Below are 25372 nucleotides of genomic sequence, written 5' to 3'. Positions count from 1 at the left end.
CTCGCTCAGCATGGCACTCCGCATCGCCTGCTGAGCGCTCTCGCCGACGGTGGAGTCCTGGTGGCAGTGCGGTCAGACCGCTCGGTCGTCCTCGGGACGACCCAGGCCGGAGACCGGGTGTTGCTCGGTTACACCGGCTCTGTCACCTATGCCAGGCACCGCGGCAGTCATTCCCTATCGGCGTGCGACGCCGACACCATCCTGGACATCCAGCGCGTCACGGGCGTGCGGGAGATCGTCATCGACGCGGCCGGACCAGCCGCCGCGGCCGTGCCCATCGACGACCTCCAGCGCTTCATGTCCTCGTCGCGTTCGGGGCCGATGCCCGTCCTCTCGGGGGCGGTGCCTGCCGCGTACGCGACGGGGGCGATGGCGACCGTGTCACGCGGTGCCGCGCTGGCCCAGGTGGCACCTCCGACTCCGCAGGCGCCGACGCTGCCGTGGGTGCCCGCGCCCCGGCCGCACCTGTCGGGGCCCATGCAGCAGGTGGACCCCGGCTACCGGCGGTGCGCGCATCCGATCCTGCCCGCGCTGCGGCAGGCCATCGGGCTGCTGCTCATGGACTTCCCGCTGGTGCACCACGTCTGGATCTCCGAGGCGCGCACGGCGTCCGGGGCTCCGGGGATCATGCTGCACGTGAAGGTGCACATGTCGGCCGCCGAGGACGTCGTACGCGACCTGCACCGCCTGGTACGCGCCCGGCTGCCGCAGTTCGCGGCCTCCGGGGCGCCGATCCTCATGGCGAGGGTGGCGGACGCGCGCAGCGAGCAGCGGATGATCGAGATCGGCGCGCACGTGGTGTGCGCGAACGTCATCGACTGACGCGAGCCATGTGCCGCGGAGCCCGGGTGACCGGGCCCTGCGGCATGGGAAAAAGTGGGCCCTCCCGAACAAGCCCTCGCTCGGGTTCAATGAGTAAATGATCACACCGGCGGTGCGCGCGTCCACGGTCTCCAGGGGCGTGCGCCTCGGCTACGGCGTCGGGTCCTTCTGCACGGCCACGGTCTCCACCGTGCCCGGCCTGCTCCTGCTGTACTACATGACCAATTTCCTGGCCGTGCCCGCCTGGCTGGCCGGGGTCGTGGTGACCGCGCCCAAGGTCTGGGACCTGATCGTCAACCCGCTGATCGGCCGCTGGTCGGACCGGACCCGGTCGCGGCTGGGCCCCCGGCGCCCCTGGCTGCTGGCGGGCGCCTGCACGCTGCCGATCGCGTTCTTCCTGGTGTTCGCGGGGCCGCCGCTGACGGGCGTGCCCGCCGCGCTCTACGTGGGGGTGTGCTTCCTCGTGACGGCGACGGCGTACGCGCTGTTCGAGGTGCCGTACAAGGCGATGCCCGGCGAGATGACCCACGACTACCACGAGCGCACCTCGCTGCTGCAGTGGCGCATGATCTTCATCGGCGCGGCCACCGCGGTCAGCGGCGTGCTCGCCCCGGCCATCGTCACGAGCCAGGGTGAGCACGGCACGCTGGACAGCTACCGGCTGATGGCCACGGTGATCGCGGTCATCCTGCTCCTCGCCATGCTGGGCTCCTTCTTCGGCACCGCCCGCGCGCCCATGACCGGCGCGCCGGAGGCGGACCGGGGAGGGTGGCGCGAGCAGTTCGCCGCGATCAAGGGCAACCGGCCGTTCCTGTGGCTGACCATGCTGGCCTGCACGCAGATGCTCGCCGTGAGCATGATGCTGGCCGCCGCGCCGTACTTCGCCGCGTACACGCTCGGCTCGCCGAAGGCCACGCAGACGCTCTTCGCCGCGCTGGTCGGCCCGATCCTGCTGACGATGCCGCTGTGGGTGCGCCTGGCCAAGCGCTTCGACAAGCGGGGCGCGATGATCCTGGCGGCGCTCCTGTACGCCGGCGGCACCACGGCGGCCCTGGCCACGCCGGTCCTCGGCATCGTGTGGGCGCACGTGACGATCCTGGTGGTCGGCGTCGGCTACGCGGGGGTGCAGCTGCTGCAGTTCTCGATGCTGGCGGACGTGATCGCGGCGGACGCGGCCGAGACCGGCAAGCGGCGGGCGGGCGTGCTGACCGGGCTGTGGACGGCCATCGAGAGCGGCGTCAGCGCGTTCGGCGCGCTGATCTTCGGGGTGATCCTGTCGATCGGCGGTTTCATCGAGTCCGAGCCGAGCAGGCCGGTAGAGCAGCCGGACAGCGCGGTGACCGCGGTCCTGATCGGGCAGACCGCGGTCCCGGCACTGATCATCTTCCTGTCGGTGCTGATGACGCTGAAGTACCGCCTCACGCCACCCGGCGCACCGGCACCAGACGCGTCCGCGTGAACAACCCCGCCGTCAGCGCCGCCAGCAGGGGCAGCCCCACCACGACCCCGGCCAGGAAGAGCCAGGGGACGGCGATCGTCGTGGCTCCCGGGTTGAACAGGTCCATGGTCCCGTAAGCCCTCCGGGTCAGCGGCCAGGTCAGCGCAATGCCGCTGACGGTGCCCGCCACCAGGCCCACCAGGGCGCCGAGGCCGGAGATGTAGGCGGCCTGGGCCGCCACCACGAGCCTGCGGACCCGCGCCGTCCCGCCGACCGCGGACAGGGTGTCGAGGTCCGGGCGCATGTCGGCGGCGGCCAGCCCCGTGGCCGCGAACGTGCCGCCGAGCACCAGGACCAGCGCGGCCGCGAGCAGGACCAGCAGGGTGACGAAGCGGCTCTCGGCGTTGCCCCGCACCGCGATGGCGTAGGCCTGATCGCCGATGAGGACCCTGATCTCCGTGCTCAGCCGCTGATCGTCGACATCTGTGTACGCCGCGTAGAAGGTCCGCTGCAACACCTTGAACCCCGCCTGGGTCAGCACGGACGGCGGGATCAGCGCGCCGGTCTGACCGACGTCGGCCGGCGCCGCCGCCACGGCGGGAACCCGGAGGGTCGTGACCGGCTTCCCTTCCCCGTCCTCGACTCCGATCCTGATCACGCCGTCGCGCACGGCGCCCGGGCTGAACGCCACGGCCCTGCCCGCCGCCAGTGCCGCCGCCGCCTGCGGATCCCTGCGTTTCTGGAGGAAGGCGAGCACCTCCTCGTCGGCCACCTCCACTGAGCCGAAGTCATAGGCGCCAGGGTCACACCTGGACGTGCAGTCCTCCGGCAGGGCGACGTCCAGATCGAGGGGCTCGCCCTGCGCGTCCTTCACGTCCAGCCCGTTGACCAGGCCCACCCCCGGCAGCTTCTGCTGGACGAGCGCCCGCACCCGCGCCCACCCCTGATCGTCCGTCTTCCAGGCACGGACCACCATGGTGCCCACGGGGACGATCGAGTTGCGTTTCGCCTCCTGGTCGACATAGTCGCTGTTGAGGCCGATGCCCAGCGTGACGACCCCCATCGTGGCCGCCATGACCGCGGCGGTGGCGGAGGCCGTACGGACGCGGTGGCGGGAGGCGTCGCGTACGGACAGGCGCAGCGGGAGCGGCAGCCGCCCGGCGAGCCGCCCCGTGGCCTGGACCAGCCACGGCATCAGCGCGACCAGCCCGAACACCACCAGCATCGAGGCCAGCGCGACCGACAGCAGGCCCCGATGCAGGGCGACCCCCGTCGCGGCCAGCCCGAGCAGCACCAGCGCGGCCCCGAGCACGGGACGGCCCGCGCGGCCCGACGTGTCCACGGCGGCGCGCCCGGCCAGCACGTGCACAGGGCTCTGCCGGCTCGCCTGGATCGCGGGCACGATCGCCGCGGTCAGCGCGCTCACCACGCCCAACGCGGCCACGCCGAGCACCTGCGCCCACGGCACGTCCGCCGGACCGTGCGTCCAGTCCAGCCAGCGGGCCGCGAACCACTCCGCCACCAGCCCGGCGCCGATGCCCAGGGCGGCGCCGAGCAGGGCCGCCGCGCCGCCGAGCACCAGGCCGTCGGCCAGCACGATGATCTTGAGGTGCCGCCCGGAGCCGCCCTGCGCGGCGATCACGGCGAGCTCCCTGCGCCTGCGGCGCAGCCCGACCGCGAAGGCGGGGCCCGCGAGCAGGACGGTCTCGGTCACGATGAGCACGACGGCGACACCCAGCTCGACCAGCCCGTGCAGGTCCCGGGGCCCGGAGTCGCCGGCGACGGAGCGCTCGATGATGACCCGGGACATGACGGCCAGCCCTACCTTGTTGAGCCTCCGCACGTCCGGCCACTGGACGGGGGCGGCTGAGTCGATGAGCCAGCCGCTGCTGTTTCCGTCGTTCTGGTGCGGGAGCAGCCCGTCCGGCAGGGCGAGCATCTCGCGCACGCCGGGCCGGTTCGGGTGCTCGGCGACCCCGACCACCCGCACGGTGCGGTCCGGCCGCCACGTCTTGATCGTGTCGCCGATCCGGACCCCGCTGTCGATCAGCGCGGGGGTCACGGCGACCTCGCCGGGTGCGGCGGCGAACCTGCCCTCGACCAGGCGGCGCATCCCCCTGGTCAAGGGGTCGCGCAGATCGGCCTCGAACACGTCGACGCTGCTGTAGCCGTCCGCCAGGCGGGCCTGGACGACGTTCGACTGGTAGCGGAGCAGGCGGCCCTGGAGCAGGGTGCCGATCTCGGCGGGCGTCCACGGCTCCCCGCCACCCTGCGGGCCGTTCTGGGAGGTGGACCCTCCGTCCGCACTCTGCTCGACCGGGATGCGGAACGGAAGCGTGTTGATGCGGGCGTCGGCCGCGCCCAGTTGCGAGTCCAGTTGGTCGCGGAGGGTGATGCTCGTGGTGGCGGCGCCGGTGAGCACCGCCGTGATGACCAGGACGGGCAGTCCGATCATCACCATGATCAGCGCGGTGCGGCCCTTGAAGCGCAGGGCGTCCCTGCGGGAGATGCGCAGCGCGGCGCGGAACGCGCTCATCGGGCGCTCTCCAGCCGCACGGCGCTCGACTCCACGATGGCGCCGTCACGCAGGTAGACCACCCGGTCGGCCCAGCCCGCGTACCGCGGTTCGTGGGTGACCAGCAGGACCGCCGCGCCGGCGTCGCAACGGGTGCGCAGCAGCTGCAGGATCTCGTCCCCGGTGGCGGTGTCGAGCGCGCCGGTCGGCTCGTCGGCCAGCAGCAGCCGCCGCTCGCCGACCAGCGCCCTGGCGATGGCCACGCGCTGGCGCTGCCCGCCGGACAGCTCCTCGGGGAAACGGCCGGCGACCTCCCCGGCCCCCACCTCGGCGAGCACGGCCAGCGCCTCCTCGCGGGCGATCCCGGAGCGCACGCCGTCGAGCTCCCTCGGCAGCATCACGTTCTCGGCGGCCGTCAGGGACGGGATCAGGTTCAGGTCCTGGAAGACATACCCGACGCTGGTGCGCCTGAGCGCGGCCAGGTCCTTCACCCTGGTCAGGTCCTCGCCCTCGATGGTCACGGTCCCCGAGGTGGGCCGGTCGAGACCGCCCGCCACGTTGAGCAAGGTCGACTTGCCTGAGCCCGACGGGCCCATGACCGCGACCAGCTCCCCCGCCGCCACCTCCAGGCTCACACCCTTCAGGGCCTGCACCTGGCCGTGCTCGCGGGTCACGTCCCGCAAACTCACCACAGTCATCGCTCTTGCTCCTTGGACATCTGCTTGGAAACGGCCTCGCAGTGGTCCAGCCAGCGCTGCTCCGCCTCGGCCTTGAAAATCAGCGAGTCGAGGACCAGCCGCTGTGCGAACCCACCTGCCGCGGCCCGTTTGGCCCGGGTCAGCTCCTGCAGCCCGCGCATGGTGGCCACGCGCTGGGTCTGGATGACCTCGGCCACGTCCAGGCCACCGGCCACGGCCATCGCGATCTTGATGGCCAGCTCGTCCCGAGGCCGGTCGGACTGGGCGACGGGGGTGCTGAACCATCGCTCCAGCTCCTCCCGGCCGGCCTCGGTGATCGTGTAGACCGCGCGGCCCTGCTCGTCGGCTCCCCCTGGGGCCACCAGGCCATCGCGCTCAAGCCGGGAGAGCGTCGTGTAGACCTGGCCGATGTTCAGCGGCCAGGTCGCCCCTGTGGACGTCTCGAACTCAACCCTGAGCTGATAGCCGTAACGCGGTCCGCTGCTCAGCAACGCGAGCAGTCCGTGTCTTATCGACATGGATACTGAGTATGCATACTGAGTATGCCCATCGCAAGCGATCCGTGTTTTCTGGACAGCGAGCGCCCTTCGGTCCGATACTCGCTACATGAGCTCGACGCAGCCGCCTTTTCGCGCATCAGACGGGGAACGCGACCGCGCGATCGGTGAGCTCAGGGACCAGGCCGTGGAGGGCCGGATCTCCCATGACACGTTCGTAGGCCGGGTTGACCAGGCGCTGCGCGCACAGAACCGGCACGAGCTCGACAAACTGGTCGCGGACCTGCCGCGCAAGCCGACGATCAGGCAGCGGCTGACCGACGCCGTCGCGTCGGTCTCCGAGTTCACCACCCGGGTGCAGTCCGCGTGGCGGCGGCCCCGGCTGCCCAAGCTGGCGCTGCCCGACGACGACCGGCTGCGTTACGTGGTGGGGCGCGGGTCTGCGTGCGACCTCGTCCTGTCGGACTTAACCGTCTCCCGGGTCCACGCCGAGCTGCGCCGCGAGGACGACGGCGAGTGGATGCTGGTGGACCTGGGCTCGCTCAACGGCACCCGGCTCAACGGGTGGCGGCTGGTGGGGCCGGCGCGGGTACGGTCGGGCGACGAGATCTCGTTCGGCGACTGCGGTTTCATGGTGAGCTCGGGCCAGCCGTCCTTCTGACGCGTCCGCCCAGAGTCGCCCGACAAATACGGATATTTGCGGATTACAGCTGGCTTGCGGTGATCCACGCTGGCATGGCGATTCCCCATGCACTTGGAGACCCCCCATGCGGCGCACCTCAGCATCCCTCGTCGCGGGCACGCTCGTCGCGGCCCTCGCGTGGGCGTCCAGCCCCTCCTCCCCAGCCGTCGCCCTGGAGCCCTCCGCCGGTGTGGCGGACCTCAACCAGGACATCAACAAGATCCTCAGCGACTCCCGGCTCACGATCGCCAGAGCGGGCGTGGTCGTCAAGAGCGCCGCCACCGGCGAAGAGCTGTACGCCACGGACGCGGGCAAGCTCCTGACCCCCGCCTCCAACACCAAGCTGTTCACCTCCGCCGCGGCCGCCGAGACCCTCGGGCTCGACTACCGCTTCTCCACCACCGTGCTCTCCTCGGGCCGCAAGGCCGGGTCGCTGCTGGCCGGGGACCTGGTGCTGCGCGGGACCGGCGACCCGACCATGCTGGCCGAGGACTACGACGCGCTGGCCGCCAAGGTCGCCGCCGCGGGCGTCAAGGTCGTGACGGGCAAGCTGGTGACCGACGACACCTGGTTCGACTCGCAGCGGCTCGGCAACGACTGGTCGTGGGACGACGAGACCGCCTACTACGCGGCGCCCATCTCCGCGCTGACCGCCTCGCCCGACAGGGACTACGACGCCGGCTCGGTGATCGTCTCCGTGGCCGCCGACGGTGACAAGGTCAAGGTGTCCACCACCCCGGAGACCGGCTACCTGAAGATCGTCAACAAGGCCACGGTGGGCTCGGAGACCGACGTGCTCATCGAGCGGCAGCACAACAGCCGCACCGTCGTGATCACCGGCACGGTGAAGGACCCGTACCAGGAGTGGGTGGCCGTGGACGACCCCACGGCGTACGTCGCGTCGCTGTTCCGCACGTCGCTGACCAAGCACGGCGTCAAGGTGCTCGGGCCGACCGTCACGGGCGCGGCCCCGGCCGAGGCCAAGGAACTGGCCGGGCACCAGTCGATGACGCTGGGCGAGCTGCTGGTCCCGTTCCTGAAGCTGAGCAACAACATCCACGCCGAGATCCTCACCAAGGCCATGGGCCGCAAGGTCGCGAACCAGGGCACGTGGTCGGCCGGGCTCAAGGTCAGCACCGACTTCGCCAAGGCGAACGGGGTGCAGGTGATCAACATGCGGGACGGCTCCGGCCTGTCGCGCCGTGACGGCTTCTCGCCGGGCTCGATCGTGCAGCTGCTGACGGCGGTGCGGGGCAAGCCCTGGTTCACCACCTGGTACGAGTCCCTGCCCATCGCGGGCAATGCCGAGCGCTTCGTGGGCGGCACCCTGCGCAGCCGGATGCGGAACACGCCGGCCGCGAACAACGTCCACGCCAAGACGGGCTCGCTGACCGGGGTGACCTCGCTGTCCGGGTACGTCACGAGCGCCGAGGGCGAGCCGCTGATCTTCTCGATCATGCTGAACCAGTACCTGTCCGGCTCCCCCAAGGACATCGAGGACAAGATCGCCATCCGGCTCGCCCAGTTCACGCGGGCCACCGCGACCGCCGACGCCACGCAGCTCCGCGCCACGGAGCAGGGCGAGGCGGGAGATCTCGAATGCTCCTGGCTGAAGCCCGTGCAGTGCTAGCCGGCACCTGAAACCGCGCGGCCCTCTGACGCTCAGGGGGCCGCTGTGGTTTACCGGGCTGGATCACGATTCAGCCACTTGGAGCTCCAAGTTAGGTCTGAAATTTCGGTACATGGTCGACTCGGGAGCGCCAGAATGCGGGTTCGACGCAAATGTCGAGCCCTGAACCGGAGGAAAGAATGCGCGGACAGCTCCAGGCACTCGTCTGCCTCGGGAGTCTGGCGGCGTTGAGCTTCCCCGCGACCGCCGCGCAGGCGGCCACCCAGGCCGCCCAGGCCACCTCGGCGCAGGCGTGCCGTGTGGTCGCGGCCAAGCCGGTCGCGACCAGGGGCGTGGTCCGAGGCACCGCCACCAGGACGGGCTGCACCGACCAGGCCCGGCTCAGGGTACGCATCCACGTCGTCGCGTCGGGCCTCGACCGGGTCCTCAAGAGCGGCTCGAAGACGGTCGGCACCGGGCGGATCACCGCAGGCGTGCAGTGCTCCCCCACCCCGCGCAGCTACTACGTGGTCGCGGTCGACTCGAAGGGGCGCAGCAGCCGGTCGCTCCCGGTGAGGCTGTCGTGCGCGTCGGGCGGTGGCTTCGCGTCCCCGATCGAGACGGAGGTCGTCAAGATCACGAACAGGGCCAGGGCGAAGAAGGGCTGCCGTCCCCTCATCCACGACCCCAGGCTGCACCTCGCCGCCGAACGCCATTCGGCCGACATGGGGGAGAACAACTACTTCTCGCACGACTCACGCGACGGCCGCACGTTCGACCGGCGCATCAGGGCCGCCGGTTTCTCCTTCAGCTCAGCCGCCGAGAACATCGCCATGGGCCAGCCCACCGCGGCCTCCGTGATGAGCGGCTGGCTCAAGAGCTCAGGAAACCGGGCCAACATCCTCAACTGCTCCTTCACCCACATCGGTGTCGGGCACAACGCCAAGGGACCAACCTGGACCCAGGTCCTCGCCACCCACTGAGCCACGGGAGCGTCGGGCCTCCACCGGCCACACCCGCCGGTATCCCACCGCACGCCCACGCGCTCCCTTCCGAGCGGGTCCGGCCGCGTCTCCCCCGCACACAGGACCGCGGCCGGGCCCGCAAACTCCCCGCTTACGAGCGGTCGGAGAAGCGGGCCAGGACCAACGACTCGACCACGCCGACGACCGCGTACGCCAGGATCGACACGGCGGTGACCACCACGATGTCCGCCCACACCTCGTCGTAGCGGAAGCCGCCGATCGCCCGCAGGATCTCGGCGCCGATCCCCCGGCCCGTGGCCAGCCACTCCGCGATGAGCGCCCCGATGATCGAGGCGGGCACGGAGATCCGGGCCGAGGCGAAGACGGAGGGCATCGCGGTCGGCACGGCCACCTTGCGCAGGACGGTCAGGCGCGTCCCGCCGTACGCCATGATCAGGTCGGTGGCCTGCGGCGAGGCGGAGCGCAGCCCGAAGGCGATGTTCACCAGCGCGGGGAAGAAGACCACGATGCCGCCGATCACGGCCACGCCCAGCAGGTCGCGACCGAAGATCAGGGTGATCAGCGGCGTCATCACCACGAGCGGCACCGACCGCAGCAGCATCGCGACCGGCATGAACGTCTGCTCGACGGTCCTGAACAGCACGAACGCGACCGCCACGACCATGGCGGCGATCATCCCGGTGGCGAACCCGATGGCCGCGTCCCTGATCGTGATGCCCAGCGCGCCGAACACGGCCTCGCGGTGGGCGGCCGACGAGGTCAGGTACTCCCAGACCTGCGGCGGGCGCTTGCCGACGAGCGGGCTGATCCCGAACGCCTCCAGGGCCACCCACCACGCGGCCACGACGATGACCACGGAAGGAACCAGCGGCCCGACGATCCTCAGCACGGTGCGGCCGATCACTGTGACTCGCCTCTCGACCAGGGGGTGACCACGCGCGCGAGGAGGGCGACGATCGCGTACCCGAGCCCGGCGATCAGCCCGGACACGAGCGCGAGCCCCCACGTGCGCGGCACCTGGAACTGCTGCTGGGAGATCATCAGGGAGACGCCCAGCCCGGAGTCGTTGCTGCCGAGGTACTCGCCGATGATCGCGCCGAGCAGCGCGGAGGGCGCGGAGATCTTCAGGCCCGCGAACGTGCTGGGCAGGGCGGAGATGATCTGCACGTAGCGGAGCCTGGCCAGCCGGCCGCCGCCGTACACGGTGACGACGTCCAGGCTGGCCCGGTCGGCGGAGCGCAGCCCGAGCAGGGCGCCGATGAGCGTGGTGAAGAAGACGGAGATGGCGGCGAGGAAGACCACGGTGGCGTCGCCGCCGAAGACCACCAGCACGATGGGGCCGATGGCGAGCAGCGGGATGCAGTAGCTGATGACGGCGAGCTGGGTGGCGACGGCCTCCAGCCGGGGCACGAGCAGCACCAGCAGCGCCACGCCGATGGCCAGCCCGTTGCCCCACAGGAAGCCCTGGACCGCCGCGCCGAGCGTGGCCGAGACGTTCGGGCCGTAGAAGGCCCAGCCGTCGGCGCCCATGGCGGCCAGCACCGCCCACGGGGTGGGCACCGCGCCGCCGCCGGCGAACACGGTGACGGCGAGCAGCCACCACAGCGCGACGAGCGCGACGACGCCGAGCAGCCCCTGGACGCGCCTCATGCGCCGTGCCCGAACAGCAGGTCGCTGAGGTGGTCGTGGATCGCGTGGAACTCGGGCGTACGCATCATCTCGGGGGTGCGGGGCCGGGGCAGCCCGATCTCCACCATCTCGATGACCCGTCCCGGGCGCGGGCTCATGACGGCGACCACGTCCGAGAGGAAGATGGCCTCGCCGATGCCGTGGGTGACCATGAGCGTCGTGGCGGGCTTCTCGGTCCAGATGCGCAGCAGCTCCAGGTTGAGCCGCTGCCTGGTCATGTCGTCCAGCGCACCGAACGGCTCGTCGAGCAGCAGCACGCTGGGCTTGACCACGAGCGCGCGGGCGATGGACACGCGCTGCCGCATGCCGCCGGACAGCTCGGCGGGCCGGGCCTTCTCGAACCCGTCCAGCCCGACCAGCTTGATCAGGTCCTCGATCACGCCGGGCTCCGGCTTGAGCCCGGCGACCTCCAGCGGCAGCCGGATGTTGGCCGCGACGCTGCGCCAGGGCAGCAGCGCGGAGTCCTGGAAGGCGATGCCGAGGTGGTGGCTCCTGCGCAGCTCCTCGGGCGTCTCGCCGTTCACCCGGATCTCGCCCGACGTGGGCTCCTCCAGCCCGGCGAGGATGCGCAGCACCGTGGACTTGCCGCAGCCGGAGGGGCCGAGCAGCGACAGGAACGAGCCCTTCGGCGTCTGGATGTCGACGCCCTGCAGCGCGGTCACTCCCTTGCCGAAGGACTTGCTCAGCCCCGCGATGCTGATCCCCGTCATGACAGCTTCAGGCTCGGGTCGGCCTTGTAGATCTCGTCCAGGATCGTCAGGTCGAAGAGCTGCTCGGCCTTGATGGTCAGGCCGGCCTTGGCGAGCGAGGCGATGTTCTGCTCGATCAGCTCCGGCGTCATCGTGAACAGGCCGTTGGCCTTGACGTCAGGGGTTACCACGAGCTCGTTCTGCATCTTGGCCTCCTCGGTCTGCTCCTTGACGTCGAGGTTCTGGTCCTTGCCGTAGACGGTGGCGGCCAGCTCGGCGGACTTGGCCGGGTCGGCGACGGCGTCCCTCCAGCCCTTGATCTCGGCGGTCAGGAACGCCTTGAGCTTGTCGCGCTCCTTGTCGATCGTCTCCTGCGTCACCGTGAACGTCTCGGCGACCAGCGGCAGGCCCGCGTCGGCGAACAGCAGGTAGGCGGGGTCGTGGCCCTGCATCCGCAGCCGTACGGGACCGCTGGTGACGTAGCCGACGTAACCGTCGAGCTGCCCGGAGGTGAGCATCGAGGGGTCCGACTGGAACGGCACGCGGGTCACGCTCGACGGGTCGAGGTTGTTGGCCTTGAGCAGCGCGTTCCAGACCAGCTCGTTGGAGTCCTGGACGCCGATCTTCTTGCCGACGAGGTCCTTGGCGTCCTTGATCGGGTTCTTGTTGAGCGAGACGATCGCGAACGGGTTCTTCTGGAAGGTCGCGCCGACGATCTTCAGCTGGGCACCCTGCAGGACGGCCGGGGCGGTGATCGTGGGCGCGGACAGGCCCGCCCAGCAGCGGCCCGTGGCCAGGCCCGACTCGACCGAGGTGCCGGAGCCGCCACCCGACAGGAGCTCGACCTGCGAGAACCCGGCGGCCTTGAAGTAGCCCTTGGTGTCCGCGAAGTACTCGCCGGCGAACTCGACGTTCTTCTTCCAGGAGAGCTGGAGCTTGACCGAGCCCAGCCCGCTCGTTTCTCCGCCGCCGCCGGCGGCCGTGGTCTCGCCGCAGGCGGCCAGGCCGAGCGCCAGACCGGCCAGACCTGTTGTCCGCAGGAACGCGCGGCGATCGAGAGAAATAGCCATAATTCATCCTTGAGCGGCGGTGAACGTGCAGGTCAGGACGGTATCCATTGATTATTACCATCGTGTGACGGTGGTTTTGGACGCCCGGGCACCGGAAGCCGTCACGCAGGGAGAATGCGGGAAAACCGCTGGCGAGCCCTGTAGGTCCCTACGAGAGCGCCACCCCAGGACCGTAGATCCCTCCAGCCACCCGGCGGCTCCGGTAGCGTCGTGCCTGAAATGAGACTCGACGGAATCCCCCTTTGGGACGGTACCGAATATCGCGGCCCAGTCGATCTGAGCTGGGAGCCGGACCGGATCATCAGCGTGCAGCCGGACGCCTTGCCCGGCCACGACGGTCTGTGCGTGCTCCCCGGTCTGGTGGACACGCACGTGCACCTGGTCGGCTACGCGGGACCCGGCGACCCGCCGGACTTCGCGACCTGGCCGCTGGTGACCACCCGGGACGAGCAGGTGCTGCACGGCGCCGCCCACGCCCAGCGGGCCATGCGGCACGGCGTGACGACCCTGCGCGACTTGGCGGGCGACGAGGCTCAGATCGCGTTGCGCCGGGTGTTCGACGCCGGGGTCCTGCCCGGGCCGCGCGTCCAGGTGCACGGCGTGGTGGGGATGACGGCCGGGCACAACGACCTGTTCGTGCCGCCCGCGTTCCCCGTGCGCAAGCCCACGGCGGACGGCCCCGACGAGTGCCGCAAGCTCGTACGCGCCTGGGCCCGCGCCGGCATGGACGGCATCAAGCTCACGACCAGCGGCGGCGTGCTGTCGATCGGCGACAAGAACGCCTGGCGCAACTACACCCGCGACGAGATCAGGGCGGTCGTGGACGAGGCGCACGCGCTCGGCATGCTGGTGGCCTCGCACGCCCACTCCGAGGACGGCATCCGCGTGGCCGTCGAGGAGGGTGTCGACTCGATCGAGCACGGCACGCTCATGAGCAAGGACCTGGCCGAGACGCTGGCCGCCCGGGGCACGCCAGTCGCGCCGACGCTGCTGATCAACGAGGCCATCGCCGAAGGCCGCGTCCCCGTCACGCCCGAGGCCAGTGCCAAGGCCGCCGAGCTGATCGCCCGCCGCGACGTGCTGCTGGCCCAGGCCGCCGCGCTGGGCGTGCGGTTCGTGCTCGGCACCGACGCGAACGGCCACCACGTGCAGTTCGGCGACCAGTTCGCCGAGGTCGTCCACATGACGCGGGTGCTCGGCATGGACGCCGAGTCCGCGCTGCGCGCGGCCACCTCCGACGCGGCCGACTCGATCGGCATGCCCGTGGGGCGGATCGCGCCGGGGCTGGGCGCCGACTTCGTCGTGCTGCGCGGGCGTCCGTGGGAGCGCATCGAGGACCTGGCCACGGAGAACATCGTGACCGTGGTCTCACGGGGCCGCGTCGTCGCGGGCCGCCTGCCCGTCTCTCCCTGACCGCAGCGCCAGGTAGAGGTCGGTACGGTCGCGCATCGACGACATGCGCCGCCCGGTCAGCTCCTCGATCCGCTGCATCCGGTAGCGCAACGTGTTGACGTGCACGTACAGCTCGTCGGCGGTGCGCTGCCAGGAGCCGCACGTCTCCAGGAAGATGTCGAGCGTGCGCAGCAGCTCGGAGCCGTGCCGCGCGTCGTACTCCTCCACCGGCCCCAGCAGGTGATCGCGGAAGGACCGGCGCACGCTGGCCGGCAGCGCGGCCATCAGCAGGTCGAAGCTGTCGATGTCGGCCACCGACATGATCGACACCGGCCCCGGGCCGCCCCGCGCCGATTCCATGCCCCGCCTGGCCGTCTCCAGCGCCTCGCCGAGCTGTGACACGCTGGCCGCCATCTCGCTGATCCCGGCGGCGATGCTCAGCCCGGGGCGCTCGGCCACCAGGCCGCGCAGCTCGTCGGCCAGGCTCTTGCGTGACGCCCGGCCGTTGACCAGCACGATCGCCTCCTGCGAGGTACCGCCGACGATCAGGTGCCGGCCCCTCCTGGCCAGGCCCTCGTGCAGGACCTCAGGCAGGTCGTACTCGTCATTCGCCGGTCCTGTCCGCGTGATCGCCATGGCGGCCGTCGGCAGGCCCGGGTCGGCGCCGAGCAGCCGCAGGTGCGCGGAGACCTCGCCCGGCGGGATGTGGCCCAGCACGTCGAGCAGCGTCTGCGCCCTCACCCGTTCGGCCCTGCGCTGCTCGGCCGCGAACCCCTCGGCCGTCACGACCTGCGTGATCACGCCGAACGACTGGTCGGGAGCGGCCAAAAGCAGCGGCAGCCGGCGCCGTTCGCACGCCTTGACCAGCTCCTCGGGCAGCTCTCCCAGCACGATCAGCCCCACGACCAGGCCGGCGGCGTCGGTGGCCCACAGCGCGTCGGCGAAGCGCTCGCAGTCGGCCGGCTCGCCGTACCAGACGCCGCTGGTGAGCACGAGGTCGCCGGACTGCAGGTAGCGTCGGGGGTCGGGCAGGTCCGTGGGGTACGCGCGCCGAACCTCGCGGTCGACCTCCTCGTGACCTGTCACCAGCGTCAGCCGCAGGTCGTCGCGCGCGAGCAGGTCCGACAGCCTCATGAAATCTGATGTTATGCCAGCTCAATAGCCAAGAGTTCAGAGGTTCGCACGATACTCCGACCTCGCGGGGTCGGGTTTACTCGTGGTCATGCGTCCCAAAGCAGAGCTCCATCTGCACATCGAAGGCACTCTCGAGCCCGAGCTCGTCGTCGAGCTGGCCCGGCGTAACCGGATCGACCTGCCGACCTTCGACGTGGACGCCATCCGCTCCCGCTACTCCTTCACCGATCTGCAGTCCTTCCTGGACCTCTACTACGAGCACATGGCGGTCCTGCGCACCGAGGAGGACTTCTACGACCTCGCCGCCGCCTACCTGCGACGGGCCAAGGAGCAGGGTGTGCGGCACGCGGAGATCTTCTTCGACCCGCAGGCGCACCTGAGCCGGGGCGTGCCGCTGGAGGTGGTGTTCGGCGGGTTGTCGGCGGCCCTGAAGGACGGCGACGTGTCGGCCGCGCTGATCCTGTGTTTCCTGCGTGACCAGGGGGCGGACGAGGCCGAGCAGGTGCTGCGGGCGGCGCTGCCGTACCGGGAGTCGTTCATCGGGGTGGGGCTGGACTCGGCGGAGGTGGGCTACCCGCCGTCGCTGTTCAGGCGGGTCTTCGAGATCGCGGCCGCCGAAGGGCTGCACCGGGTGGCGCACGCGGGCGAGGAGGGTGGGCCGGACTACGTGTGGGAGGCGCTGGACATCCTGCGCGTCGAGCGGGTGGACCACGGGATCAGGGCCATGGAGGACCCGCAGCTCGTGGCCAGGCTCAGGGACGAGCGGATCCCGCTGACGGTGTGTCCGCTGTCGAACGTACGGCTGCGCGCCGTGCCGTCCCTGCGTGACCACATCCTGCCCGCGATGCTGGACGAAGGGCTCGTCGTGACCGTCAACTCGGACGACCCCGCGTACTTCGGCGGTTACGTCGAGGACAACTACGCGGCGCTCCAGCGGGAGCTGGGGATGACGGACGAGCAGCTCGACCGGATCGCCCGCAACTCCTTCGACGCGTCGTTCGCGTACGAAGGGTGAGACTACGGGGACCTGCCCCTCGGCATCGGCCGCCGAGGAGCAGGTCCGGTAGCGGCATCGCTGTTCTGGCGAGGTGTTCGCAACCACCGCCTCCGAGTGGCCCTGCGTAGGGTGACGGACGCGGATTCGAAGTGCGGGCCGACCACCTGCGCGAGGTCTCTCTCACAGACGAGACTGGGCGAGACCGTGAGGCCCGACCCTGCGGGCGGGCCCCGTGGTCACGTTTTCTCAACCGCCGAAGAGACTACTTAGGCGAGCGTGCACTTCCGGTTGTCGTTCTCGTCGTGACGGCTGAGGATGTCGAGGATGTCGCCGGTCTTGACACTCAGCAGGCTGTTCTCGTTCGTGTTGATGTCGCCACCGGCGATGAGGTTGTCGTCGCCACAGACGAACAGGATCTTCCTGTTGTCGTCGTGGTCCTTCGGGAAACCGGTGGTGGCCGCGAACGCGGAGCCGCCGAACACGGCCATCCCGGCGACGAGGCCGGCCAGAACGAGTCCATGTCTGTACATGTCGATTCCTCTCTGATGCATTTCAACTACTCTCCGTAGCTGTCGGAGGGAGATGTCCCCGACCCTCGACTGCGACAAACGCCCACAATTTTCACTTTTGACCCTGTGGGCGCTTCTCTCACAGGCGAGTGGTTGAGCAAGACCAAGGGGCCCGGCCTGACAGGCGGGCCCCGTGGTTACGTTTCTCAACCGCTGAGGAGACTGCTTAAGCGAGCGTGCACTTCCGGTTGTCGTCCTCGCTGTGGGCGCTGAGGATGCCGAGGATGTCGCCGGTCTCGATGTTCAGCAGCTTGTTCTCGTTCTTGTTGATGTCGCCACCGGCGATGTAGTTGTCGTCGCCACAGACGAACAGGATCTTCCTGTTGTCGTCGTGGTCCTTCGGAAAGCCGGTGGTGGCCGCGAACGCGGAGCCGCCGAACACAGCCATCCCGGCGACGAGGCCGGCCAGAACGAGCCCATGTCTGTACATATCGATTCCTCTCTGGTACATGTCCACTACTCTCCGTAGCTGCCGAGAGTGAATGTCCCCGGCCCCCAACTTCGACAAACGCCCACAATTTCGCTCTTGACCTGGCGAAATGGCGCGCATGGCCGAACCGATATGTAGATCGTCGATCTTGACGTGGCAGTGCTTCCCCGTGGTGACTCCTGTACCTTTTCCCACCTCGCCACAGACCTTGGCGCGGGCGCATTCGGGGCCTCAGACTGGTACATACGGGCGGTGATCATGACCAGGCGTAACGACCCGCCCCTTCCGACCGCCCCCGAACGGCGCTCCGATGGTGGTCGGGCTGGTGTTCTGCCACGCGTCGCCGGTGTTCGGCTCCCAGGACGACTTCCACGGATCACGTTCGTCGTCGCGGCAGTCCGCGCGATCTGGGCCGCTCACGTTCTCGCGGCTGGTCGCGCCGCCGGTGCGTCACGTGCCGCATGAGCCCGCCCGCCGGATCCGCGACCGGCTCGCCCCGTTCGGGAGGCGGGGGCCTACGGCACGGTGAGGATGACCGGGCCGTCCGCGGTGATGGCGACCGTGTGCTCGACGTGCACGCTCCTGCTGCCGTCTCCCGAGCACACCGACCAGCCGTCCTCGGACATGTAGTACTCGTCGTCGCCCCCGGCCATCAGGCTCGGCTCGATCGCGATCACCAGGCCGGGACGCAGCCGCATCCCGCGTCCCGCGCGGGCCTCGTTGGGCACGAACGGCGACTCGTGCATGGCGCGCCCGATGCCATGGCCGCCGAAGTCGTTCTGCATGCCGTATCCCGCGCCGCGCCCGACCGTGGACATGGCGTGGCCGATGTCTCCCATCCGGCCGCCGGGCACGGCCGCCTCGATGCCGGCGGCCAGCGTCTCCTCGGCGACCCTGATGAGCTTGAGGTCCTCCGCGCGCTGCTCGCCGACCGCGAAGCTGACCGTGCCGTCGGCATGCCACCCGTCCACGAACGCGCCGCAGTCGACGCTGATCAGGTCGCCGTCACGCAGCCGGTACGGGCTCGGCAGGCCGTGCAGCATGACCCCGTTCACGGACGTGCAGATCACCCCCGGGTACGGGGTCGCGCCGAACGACGGGTGGTAGCCGAGGAACGACGCTCCCGCCTTCGCGTCCTCGATGACCGTCCGGGCCACCTCGTCGAGCGCTTTCAGCGAGACGCCGACGGCGGCCCGCTCGCGCACCGCGGCGTGGACGGCGGCGACGACCCGCCCCGCCTCCCGCATCGCGTCGATCTCTCCGGCACTCTTCAGCTCGATCATGGCCCCTCCTCGCGTGCGCTACCAATAACTATACCGGTATTACTATCACGCTACGAGGGCCTGTCGCACCGCTCTAGTCGAGCCCCTTTCTGCCGGGCGTCCAGAAGGGCTTCGTACGGACGTCCCTGCGCTGCCAGCCGCGCTCGTTGACCAGATGGGCACGGATGGCCTGGATCGTGCGCGCCTCCCCGGCCAGGTAGGCCACGCCGGGCTCATCCGGCAGGTCCAGCTCCCTGACGGCGTTGACCAGGACCTCCGACCTGGCCGCCGGCTTGCCGCCCCGGCACACCTTGACCAGCTCCTCGGGCAGCTCCAGATGGTCGCCCGGCCCCTCGGCCTCCACCGCGCCGTATGCCGCGACGCCTTCCGGGAGCACCCGCAACATCGCGCCGAACGCCACCGAGGCCGTCTCCTCACCCGCGAACAGGTGGTAACGGGCTTCCTGCGTGACGAAACTGCCGTCCGGCCTGGTGAAGGAGATCTCCATGCCGGGCTCGGCGGTCCTGATCCAGGAGGCGCCCGGCGAGTCGCCGCCGTGGTCGTAGCCGATCAGGTCGAGGGCCTCCCAGTCCGGGTCGTGCCGCCAGATCGAGTAGGTGCGCAGGACGCCGCCCAGCAGGCCGCCGCCGTCGCCGATGAAGAGGCGTACGTGCTGGCCGGGCGTCCATTCCAGGTCGGCGAGCGCCTCTCCCCCGATCCTGACCCGCCGCATGCGGGCGGTCACCTCCTCGACCTCGACCACCTCGCCGGTGAGGAACATCCGGTCGAGTAACCGCCGTGCGACGCTCCGCCTCATGGCGCCTCCTTCCATGGCCGTCTCCTGGTGTCCAGCTCCTCGATCCTGCGGCGGGCCTCCACGAAGACCTCCTGGATGCGCTCGACCACGGCCGGGTCGCCGTGCGCGTGGGCCAGCGCCTTCACGGCGGCTTTGACCAGGCGCAACGCCGGCCCGACGATCTCGGCGGCCTCGGGCTCGCGGAACATCCCCCACTCGCCCCTGCTGGCCGCCCGCCCCCACAGCCGCTCGATCACGTCGGCCTGCTCCTCGGCCGCCCGCCTGCCGTCCTCGGTGACGTGGTAGACCTTGCGGCCGTCTGCCTGCTCGACGCGTACGAGTCCTTCGTCCTCGAGCAGCTGGAGGGTGGGGTAGATGGAGCCGGCGCTGGGCTCGTAGGTGCCGTTGAAGCGGTCTGCGAGGCGGCCCATGACCTCGTAACCGTGACCGGGCCGCTCGACAATCAGGGCCAGGATGGCCAGGCGAAGCTCGCCAGGACCGAAGAAGCGCCCGGTGGGACCCCGCTCGGGGCCGCGACGTGCGTGCATCATGGCTCGGATGCTATATCGAACGATATAGCTAAGCAACTGTCGATCGAGCCCACCGAGGCCCGGCCACCCGGCAAAGCCGCAGGACAGGGCTCTTCTTCGGAGATTGTGGTGGCGGTTGGTGATGCCACTGTCGGGGGTATGGAGGCTAACGGTGCTGTTGTGGAAGGTGTGGAGTCGTTTGTTGCCGGAGGGCGTGTGCGCACCGTACGCCCCTCTTCCGTCCACGCTCGCTATGACGGACGCCTGAAAACAAGGCTATGGCCTGTCCTATGCCCGGCTCCTCGGCGAACATGGCAAAACCACAGAACGTGTCTCCGCTTCGTCACAGGAGCGCGGCCGTCGTGGCGCCGTACTCATCCAAGGTCCCGGACACGCGGGGCGAGCCATCCAACACAGGGGGAATTGATGAGTACACGGGGGAACGGCAAGCGGCCGCGGATCAGCGCTCTGCGCGCGCACGGCGTGCGGGCGCTGGCCGTGGGAGGGACGCTGGCCGCCTCGCTGCTGGCCGTCGCCGGGCCGGCGCACGCCACGACCGACGTGAGCGTGTCCGGTTCGGAACTGTACGTCTACGGGGGCGACGCGTCCGACAACATCGACCTGTCCCTGTCCGGCCGCTGGGTGATCGTTTCGAACGCCGGCGACAGGATCGAAGCGTCCGCGCCGTGCAGGCGGGAGAGTTCCAGCCGGGTGGCCTGCCCGGCCGACGAGATCGAGTCGATCGTGGTGGTTACCGGGCCGGGCGACGACACGGTGCGGAACCGTACGCGCCTGCCGATGCGGGCGAACCTGGCGCCGGGGCGGGACAACCTCATCTCGGGGGACGGGGCCGCCACCATCGGCGGCTCCGGCAACGTGATCGAGATGTAGTCGGGCGACGACCTGCTTTCCGGCAACGGGGACATCGACCTGGCCGGCGTGGGCGATGGCATGGACAGGTACGACGCCGGGGCCGGGAAGCTCGGCGAGAACTGATTGACGGGTGAGTGCCCCGCCGCTTCAGGAGAGGCGGCGGGGCCCTGACCGGAACCGGCGGATCTCCGCCCCCAGCGCGCCCGTGAGCCGGCGCCCCACCTCCACGGTGGCCCGCATGACGTGGGCCGCCTCGTCGAACGGGATGTCCGTCAGGTCCCGGTGATGCGCTCTCGGCACGACGAGCGTGTGCCCTTTGGCGGCCTGGGCGAGGTTGAGGAAAGCGATCGTGTGGTCGTCTTCGTGGATCGTCTGTGAGGGCTCGACGCCTTCGACGATCCGGCTTCCTCGGGGCTGTAGTCCACGTGCCGGAACACGAGCAGCCTGTCATCCCGGACGATGTAACAGAGGGCCGTGTCGCGGATCGTTCTGTCAGGCATAGGCGATGATCGCATAGCGCTCGTCGTGCACGGGACCGCCCCAAAGGTCGATGTCGTCGCTGAGCGGCTCGACGCGCAGGTCGGCGACCAGCGGGCGGACAGCGGCGGCCAGGTCGGCGGCGCCGAGGCCGCCGTTCCAGGGCAGCGATCCGGCTCCCTCCACGTAGGGCTGCCCGGTCTCCCGCCAGCGTCCCTCCACGAGCACGAGCCTGCCGGACGGGCGCAGTCGGCCGGCCCACTCGCGCAGCGCCGCCTCGGGGTCGGGCAGGGTCCACACCAGGTGCCGGCAGAGCACCACGTCGAAGCGGTCGTCGCCGGTGGGCGGGGCGGCGGCGTCGCCGACCAGGAACCGCCCCGCGAGCCCGGCGGACGACAGCTTGGCGCGGGCCTGCTCGACCATCCGTGGCGCCACGTCCACGCCGGTCACCCGGTGCCCGGCCGCGGCCAGCAGCATGGACAGGGACCCGGTGCCGCAGCCGACGTCGAGGACGTCGGCCGGGTGGGCCGGGGTCCAGGCGCGCAGGCGGCGGTCCCAGGCGGCACGCGTGCGGTCGGCTCGCAGGCCGTGGTCCGGCTCCTCGTCGAAGGTGGGGGCGGCGGCGTCCCAGTAGCCGGTGATCGCGGAGGTGAGATCGGACATGGGCCCGATCCTTTCAACCGCCACCGACAATCCCGCCGTCATGCCATGGTGATGACGACTTTGCCCCGGGCGTGGCCGCGCTCGATGTAGCCGATCGCCTCGGGGACCTCGCTCAGCGGGTGGGTCCGGTCGATGACCGGCCTGATCTTCCCCGCTTCGAGCAGGTCGCGCAGGGCCACGAGATCGTCCGTGTTCTCGTCGGCCACGTATCCGGCGAGCAGGCTCTGCCGTACGAACAGGGACGACACCATCACATGGATGATGCGGGTCATGACCCCCACCCAGCGCCCGCCCCTGTCGCCGCTGTTGTGCAGATAGATCCCCTGAGGGGCGAGCACGCGCCGGCAGTCCGCCAGGGAGCGGTTGGCCACGTTGTCGAGGATGACGTCGAAGCGCTCGCGGCTCCGCGTGAAGTCCTCCTTGGTGTAGTCGACGACGTGATCGGCCCCGATCGAGCGTACGATCTCCACGTTCCCGGGCCCGCACACGCCGGTCACCTCGGCACCCAGGGTCTTGGCGATCTGCACCGCGAACGGCCCCACCCCGCCCCCCGCGCCGTTGACCAGCACCTTCTGCCCGGCCCTGACCCGCGCTTTGTCACGGAGGGCCTGTAACGCGGTGACGGCCGCCACCGGCACGGCCGCCGCCTCCTCGAACGTCAGCCCGGCGGGTTTCCGCACCACGAACCCCTCCGCCGGAACGGCCACGTACTCGGCGAACGCGCCGCGGCAGAAGCCGTACACCTCGTCGCCGGGCCGCAGCGCGGTGACGTTCTTGCCGGCCGCCACGACCTCCCCGGCCAGGTCGCCGCCCAGCAGGTGGGCCTTGGGGCGGGTCAGCCCGGCCTGCGCCCTGAAGATGTAGGGCAGGCCGCGCAGGAGGTGCCAGTCCCCCGCGTTGACGGAGGCCGCCCGGACGCGGACCAGCACGTCATCGTCGCCGATCTCGGGTTTGTCGACGTCCAGGAGCTTGATGACGTCGGGCGAGCCGTAGGAGTGGTAGCGGACGGCCTTCATGGCGATGCTCCCTGGTCAGAGTCTTCGGTCATGTGTAAGATTCTTCTTACACGTGAAAGACGGTAACACTCACCGATCGCCATCGACAATGCTCACCAATCGGTAGCAATTGCTAACCTATGGACATGGAGCCATGGCCGCAGAAAGATCAGATAGCCGCGGCGCTACGCCAGATCAGCGCCGGATTCGCGGCGCTGGCGGATGCGATCTCGGCCGATCCGGCTCGACCCCCAGCAGACAGCCGGCATCGAGCACTCATCGCCGAATGGGGGCGCGATGGCCTGACCAGGGCTGAAGCCAGCGCGTTGTTCCGCAAGCACGGCTTCTCCCCCCAGGCCGCCGGCGGCTGGGTTCGCGGCGACTGGCTGGAGGTCCGCGAGGACGGTCGCCGCTATCTCACCGAACGTTCGCTGGACTGGCTGGCCGGACAAGGAGCCCCCGATGACGCACAGCCCCGTGACTGAACCCTTCAGCGTCCGCCTCGAGGTCCGCATCTACGAGATCGACCCGCAGCTCCACCTCAACGGCGGCTTCTACATCCAGTACGCCGACCACGCCCGCTTCGCCTGCGTCCGGGCCGCCGGGGTGTCGGTCGAGGAGCTGCTCGACAGCGGCCTCGGCCCCGTCAACCTCGAGACCGTCATCAAATACCACCGCGAGCTGCGCGGCGGCGACGAGGTGGACGTCACCTGCGACTGGGAGTGGAGCGGCGGGAAGACCTACCGGGTGCACCATCTCCTGCGGCGCGCGGACGGCACCGTGGCCGCCGAGGTGAGCCACGTGAGCGGCCTGCTCGACCTGAAGACCCGCCGGCTGGTGCCCGATCCCGACCGCGAGTGGCACACGAGAGCCGCCAAACCCGAGCTCCTCGGCCTCACCCGCAGATTCGGCCCCTGAAGAAATATTCGAGCAGAATGCACAAAACCCTGGACTCCCGGTTCGGGGGCGGGTGAAAATCCGATCGTCCATCCGAAGATCGTGGAAACGCCGGGCAGCTCTTGTTCCGCGCGTAACCCCTGCTCAACACGGGCGAGGACGTATGCGGGTAGTGCATGGGCTGCTCACGGCGGCGCTGATCTTAACCATCTCTCCGGCGGTCGCCGCCCAGGCCGACGAGGTGCCGGAACCACCGAAGGCCGTCCAGGAGCCGCCGAAAGCCGAGGAGTCCGCGGTCGCGGCCGCTCGGAGCGCCGGCCGGCCGGTGGAGATCGAATCGATGCGTACGGAGACCCGCCAGGTCTTCGCCAAACCGGACGGCACGCTCTCGATGGAGCTGAACGTCCGCCCGGTGCGCGTCCGGCAGGCGGGCGGCTGGGTCCCCGTCGACACCACGCTCCGCCTCAACCCCGACGGCTCTGTCAGCCCGGCCGCGACGGCGATCGGGCTGAGGTTCTCCGGCGGCGGCAATGCCCCGCTGGCCAAGCTGTCGCGCGGCGCCAAGTCCCTGGAGCTGGGCTGGCAGGGCACGCTCCCCAAGCCCACACTGAACGGCGACACCGCCACCTACCCCGAGGTCATGCCGGGCGTGGACCTCCAGGTCACCGCGGACGTGGACGGCTTCTCCCACATCCTGGTGGTCAAGTCCCGGGCCGCCGCGGAGAGCATGACGGAGCTGACGTTCCCGCTGTCGGCCTCCGGCCTGTCGGTCGAGTCGGACAAGGCGGGCAACATCGAGGCCGTCGACAAGAACGAGGGCACGATCTTCACCGCGCCCACCCCGAAGATGTGGGACTCCAAGGGCATCACGAGCCCGCAGGCGCTCAAGGAGGGCCGCTCCCCGGAGGCGCGCGAGGCGACGATGGGCGTGGAACTGGCGGGTAAGCAACTGCGGCTCAAGCCCGACAGAAAGATGATGACGGACCCGAACACCAAGTTCCCCGTCTATCTCGACCCGTACTTCTCGGCCGCCCGCAACGCCTGGACGGCGGTCTGGAGCAACTGGCCCAACTCCAACTACCTCAACTCCAGCGACGTCGCCCGGGTCGGCCACGTCGAGTCGCAGAAGAACCGCACGTTCTTCCAGATGAACACCGGCGCGACCATCCACGGCAAGCAGATCATCAAGGCCACGCTGCGCACGTACGAGACGTGGTCGTACTCCTGCAGCGCCCGCAAGGTCGAGGCCTGGGCCACCAACACCATCAGCAAGGCCACGACCTGGAACAAGCAGCCCTCGTGGGTCAGGCTGCTCTCCACGGTGAACGTGGCCAAGGGCTGGGGCTCGTCCTGCCTGCCCGGCGGCGTGGAGTTCGACGTCACCTCGCAGGTCGTGGACGCCGCCGCCAAGAAGTGGCCCAACGTCACGATCGGTCTGCGGGCCACCAGCGAGACCGACGTGTACGCGTGGAAGAAGTTCAAGAACAACCCGAGCCTGGTCATCGAGTACAACTCGATCCCGTCCGACCCGGTGGCCGCCGACGCCTGGTCGGACCCGGGCGGTCCCTGCGTCTCCGGTGACGGGCGGCCGGTCATCAGCACGGCCACCCCCAAGCTGTGGGCCAAGCTCAAGGACACCGACAACTCGGTCAAGGGCCGTTT

27 protein-coding genes are annotated in these 25372 nt (G+C 70.1%); 11 read left to right on the top strand and 16 right to left on the bottom strand.

Going from position 1 to position 25372, the window contains the following annotated elements; translation table 11 throughout:
* Positions 1-60: 60 nt before the first annotated feature.
* Together AB0L65_RS51210 and AB0L65_RS51205 are read left to right on the top strand one after the other, a co-directional pair.
* Positions 61-822, top strand: a complete 762-nt coding sequence (locus tag AB0L65_RS51210) for a hypothetical protein (protein WP_357743582.1) — start codon at positions 61-63, stop codon at positions 820-822.
* Between the two features lie 97 nt (positions 823-919).
* Positions 920-2281: an MFS transporter gene (locus tag AB0L65_RS51205; protein ID WP_364262467.1), complete on the top strand. Its 1362-nt coding sequence runs from the start codon at positions 920-922 to the stop codon at positions 2279-2281.
* On the opposite strand, the gene AB0L65_RS51200 is transcribed toward AB0L65_RS51205, so the two are convergent.
* From AB0L65_RS51200 to AB0L65_RS51190, 3 genes are read right to left on the bottom strand one after another with little or no spacing between them, the layout of a single operon-like run.
* Positions 2241-4796, bottom strand: coding sequence for an FtsX-like permease family protein (locus AB0L65_RS51200; RefSeq protein ID WP_364262464.1), 2556 nt, complete (start codon positions 4794-4796; stop codon positions 2241-2243). The two genes, AB0L65_RS51205 and AB0L65_RS51200, sit on opposite strands and share 41 nt — an antisense overlap.
* Positions 4793-5473 (bottom strand): ABC transporter ATP-binding protein, encoded by a 681-nt coding sequence (locus AB0L65_RS51195; protein ID WP_364262461.1) that lies wholly within the window; start codon positions 5471-5473, stop codon positions 4793-4795. The genes AB0L65_RS51200 and AB0L65_RS51195 overlap by 4 nt, the downstream gene beginning before the upstream one ends.
* Positions 5470-5991 carry a PadR family transcriptional regulator gene (locus tag AB0L65_RS51190; RefSeq protein WP_355208797.1) on the bottom strand — a complete coding sequence of 174 codons (522 nt, stop codon included), beginning with the start codon at positions 5989-5991 and terminating at the stop codon, positions 5470-5472. The genes AB0L65_RS51195 and AB0L65_RS51190 overlap by 4 nt, the downstream gene beginning before the upstream one ends.
* 88 nt (positions 5992-6079) lie before the next feature.
* Between AB0L65_RS51190 and AB0L65_RS51185 the strand changes: the two genes are divergently transcribed.
* From AB0L65_RS51185 to AB0L65_RS51175, 3 genes are all read left to right on the top strand, one after another.
* Complete coding sequence (locus AB0L65_RS51185; RefSeq protein WP_350729636.1) at positions 6080-6631, top strand: DUF1707 and FHA domain-containing protein; 552 nt, start codon at positions 6080-6082, stop codon at positions 6629-6631.
* A gap of 106 nt (positions 6632-6737) precedes the next feature.
* Positions 6738-8282 carry a D-alanyl-D-alanine carboxypeptidase/D-alanyl-D-alanine-endopeptidase gene (dacB, locus tag AB0L65_RS51180; RefSeq protein WP_364262458.1) on the top strand — a complete coding sequence of 515 codons (1545 nt, stop codon included), beginning with the start codon at positions 6738-6740 and terminating at the stop codon, positions 8280-8282.
* Between the two features lie 179 nt (positions 8283-8461).
* A complete protein-coding gene (locus AB0L65_RS51175; RefSeq protein ID WP_364262455.1) occupies positions 8462-9244 on the top strand; it encodes a CAP domain-containing protein in 783 nt (260 codons plus the stop codon).
* Between the two features lie 133 nt (positions 9245-9377).
* Here AB0L65_RS51175 and AB0L65_RS51170 read toward each other — a convergent pair whose 3' ends face one another.
* From AB0L65_RS51170 to AB0L65_RS51155, 4 genes are read right to left on the bottom strand one after another with little or no spacing between them, the layout of a single operon-like run.
* Positions 9378-10151 carry an ABC transporter permease subunit gene (locus AB0L65_RS51170; RefSeq protein ID WP_355208791.1) on the bottom strand — a complete coding sequence of 258 codons (774 nt, stop codon included), beginning with the start codon at positions 10149-10151 and terminating at the stop codon, positions 9378-9380.
* Positions 10148-10897 carry an ABC transporter permease subunit gene (locus AB0L65_RS51165; protein WP_350729629.1) on the bottom strand — a complete coding sequence of 250 codons (750 nt, stop codon included), beginning with the start codon at positions 10895-10897 and terminating at the stop codon, positions 10148-10150. Before AB0L65_RS51165 ends, AB0L65_RS51170 begins: the two co-directional genes overlap by 4 nt.
* Positions 10894-11646 carry an ABC transporter ATP-binding protein gene (locus AB0L65_RS51160; protein ID WP_364262452.1) on the bottom strand — a complete coding sequence of 251 codons (753 nt, stop codon included), beginning with the start codon at positions 11644-11646 and terminating at the stop codon, positions 10894-10896. The genes AB0L65_RS51165 and AB0L65_RS51160 overlap by 4 nt, the downstream gene beginning before the upstream one ends.
* Entirely contained in the window at positions 11643-12695 is a 1053-nt protein-coding gene (locus AB0L65_RS51155; protein ID WP_355208788.1) for an ABC transporter substrate-binding protein, read from the bottom strand. Before AB0L65_RS51155 ends, AB0L65_RS51160 begins: the two co-directional genes overlap by 4 nt.
* Before the next feature lie 219 nt (positions 12696-12914).
* On the opposite strand from AB0L65_RS51155, the gene AB0L65_RS51150 reads away from it, so the two are divergent.
* Complete coding sequence (locus tag AB0L65_RS51150) at positions 12915-14108, top strand: amidohydrolase family protein (protein ID WP_364262449.1); 1194 nt, start codon at positions 12915-12917, stop codon at positions 14106-14108.
* Here AB0L65_RS51150 and AB0L65_RS51145 read toward each other — a convergent pair.
* Positions 14064-15221 carry a helix-turn-helix domain-containing protein gene (locus AB0L65_RS51145; RefSeq protein ID WP_364262446.1) on the bottom strand — a complete coding sequence of 386 codons (1158 nt, stop codon included), beginning with the start codon at positions 15219-15221 and terminating at the stop codon, positions 14064-14066. The two genes, AB0L65_RS51150 and AB0L65_RS51145, sit on opposite strands and share 45 nt — an antisense overlap.
* Before the next feature lie 88 nt (positions 15222-15309).
* Here AB0L65_RS51145 and AB0L65_RS51140 point away from each other — a divergent pair, with 88 nt between their 5' ends.
* Positions 15310-16236 carry an adenosine deaminase gene (locus AB0L65_RS51140; RefSeq protein ID WP_350729620.1) on the top strand — a complete coding sequence of 309 codons (927 nt, stop codon included), beginning with the start codon at positions 15310-15312 and terminating at the stop codon, positions 16234-16236.
* Between the two features lie 248 nt (positions 16237-16484).
* On the opposite strand, the gene AB0L65_RS51135 is transcribed toward AB0L65_RS51140, so the two are convergent.
* The 5 genes from AB0L65_RS51135 to AB0L65_RS51115 all read right to left on the bottom strand — a co-directional run bounded on the left by AB0L65_RS51135 (position 16485) and on the right by AB0L65_RS51115 (position 19826).
* Positions 16485-16748, bottom strand: coding sequence for a hypothetical protein (locus AB0L65_RS51135; protein WP_355208778.1), 264 nt, complete (start codon positions 16746-16748; stop codon positions 16485-16487).
* A 205-nt stretch (positions 16749-16953) separates the two neighbouring features.
* Positions 16954-17217, bottom strand: a complete 264-nt coding sequence (locus AB0L65_RS51130; protein WP_192787646.1) for a hypothetical protein — start codon at positions 17215-17217, stop codon at positions 16954-16956.
* Positions 17218-17732: 515 nt separating this feature from the next.
* Positions 17733-18500 carry a type I methionyl aminopeptidase gene (map, locus tag AB0L65_RS51125; protein ID WP_363976157.1) on the bottom strand — a complete coding sequence of 256 codons (768 nt, stop codon included), beginning with the start codon at positions 18498-18500 and terminating at the stop codon, positions 17733-17735.
* A 73-nt stretch (positions 18501-18573) separates the two neighbouring features.
* Complete coding sequence (locus tag AB0L65_RS51120; protein ID WP_364262443.1) at positions 18574-19296, bottom strand: siderophore-interacting protein; 723 nt, start codon at positions 19294-19296, stop codon at positions 18574-18576.
* The gene (locus AB0L65_RS51115) at positions 19293-19826 is read right to left on the bottom strand and encodes a PadR family transcriptional regulator (protein ID WP_364262440.1); all 534 of its coding nucleotides are present in this window, start codon (positions 19824-19826) and stop codon (positions 19293-19295) included. Before AB0L65_RS51115 ends, AB0L65_RS51120 begins: the two co-directional genes overlap by 4 nt.
* Positions 19827-20231: 405 nt before the next feature.
* Between AB0L65_RS51115 and AB0L65_RS51110 the strand changes: the two genes are divergently transcribed.
* A complete protein-coding gene (locus AB0L65_RS51110; RefSeq protein WP_364262438.1) occupies positions 20232-20696 on the top strand; it encodes a hypothetical protein in 465 nt (154 codons plus the stop codon).
* Between the two features lie 129 nt (positions 20697-20825).
* On the opposite strand, the gene AB0L65_RS51105 is transcribed toward AB0L65_RS51110, so the two are convergent.
* The 3 genes from AB0L65_RS51105 to AB0L65_RS51095 all read right to left on the bottom strand — a co-directional run bounded on the left by AB0L65_RS51105 (position 20826) and on the right by AB0L65_RS51095 (position 22834).
* Positions 20826-21077, bottom strand: coding sequence for an HIT domain-containing protein (locus AB0L65_RS51105; RefSeq protein ID WP_364262668.1), 252 nt, complete (start codon positions 21075-21077; stop codon positions 20826-20828).
* A gap of 93 nt (positions 21078-21170) precedes the next feature.
* The gene (locus tag AB0L65_RS51100) at positions 21171-21818 is read right to left on the bottom strand and encodes a class I SAM-dependent methyltransferase (RefSeq protein ID WP_364262435.1); all 648 of its coding nucleotides are present in this window, start codon (positions 21816-21818) and stop codon (positions 21171-21173) included.
* Between the two features lie 38 nt (positions 21819-21856).
* The gene (locus tag AB0L65_RS51095; protein ID WP_364262433.1) at positions 21857-22834 is read right to left on the bottom strand and encodes an NAD(P)-dependent alcohol dehydrogenase; all 978 of its coding nucleotides are present in this window, start codon (positions 22832-22834) and stop codon (positions 21857-21859) included.
* 125 nt (positions 22835-22959) lie between these two features.
* Here AB0L65_RS51095 and AB0L65_RS51090 point away from each other — a divergent pair, with 125 nt between their 5' ends.
* The 3 genes from AB0L65_RS51090 to AB0L65_RS51080 form a co-directional block, all read left to right on the top strand.
* A complete protein-coding gene (locus AB0L65_RS51090) occupies positions 22960-23298 on the top strand; it encodes a hypothetical protein (RefSeq protein WP_364262430.1) in 339 nt (112 codons plus the stop codon).
* Complete coding sequence (locus AB0L65_RS51085) at positions 23276-23731, top strand: acyl-CoA thioesterase (RefSeq protein WP_364262428.1); 456 nt, start codon at positions 23276-23278, stop codon at positions 23729-23731. Before AB0L65_RS51090 ends, AB0L65_RS51085 begins: the two co-directional genes overlap by 23 nt.
* A 142-nt stretch (positions 23732-23873) precedes the next feature.
* A partial coding sequence (locus tag AB0L65_RS51080) for a DNRLRE domain-containing protein (protein WP_364262425.1) occupies positions 23874-25372 on the top strand: 1499 nt, incomplete at its 3' end.

The organism is Nonomuraea sp. NPDC052116 (genome assembly GCF_040680035.1).
GTDB classification, from domain to species: Bacteria; Actinomycetota; Actinomycetes; order Streptosporangiales; family Streptosporangiaceae; genus Nonomuraea; species Nonomuraea angiospora_A.
Note: the sequence above shows the minus strand (reverse complement) of the source record. Positions and strands in the feature narration are given on the sequence as shown.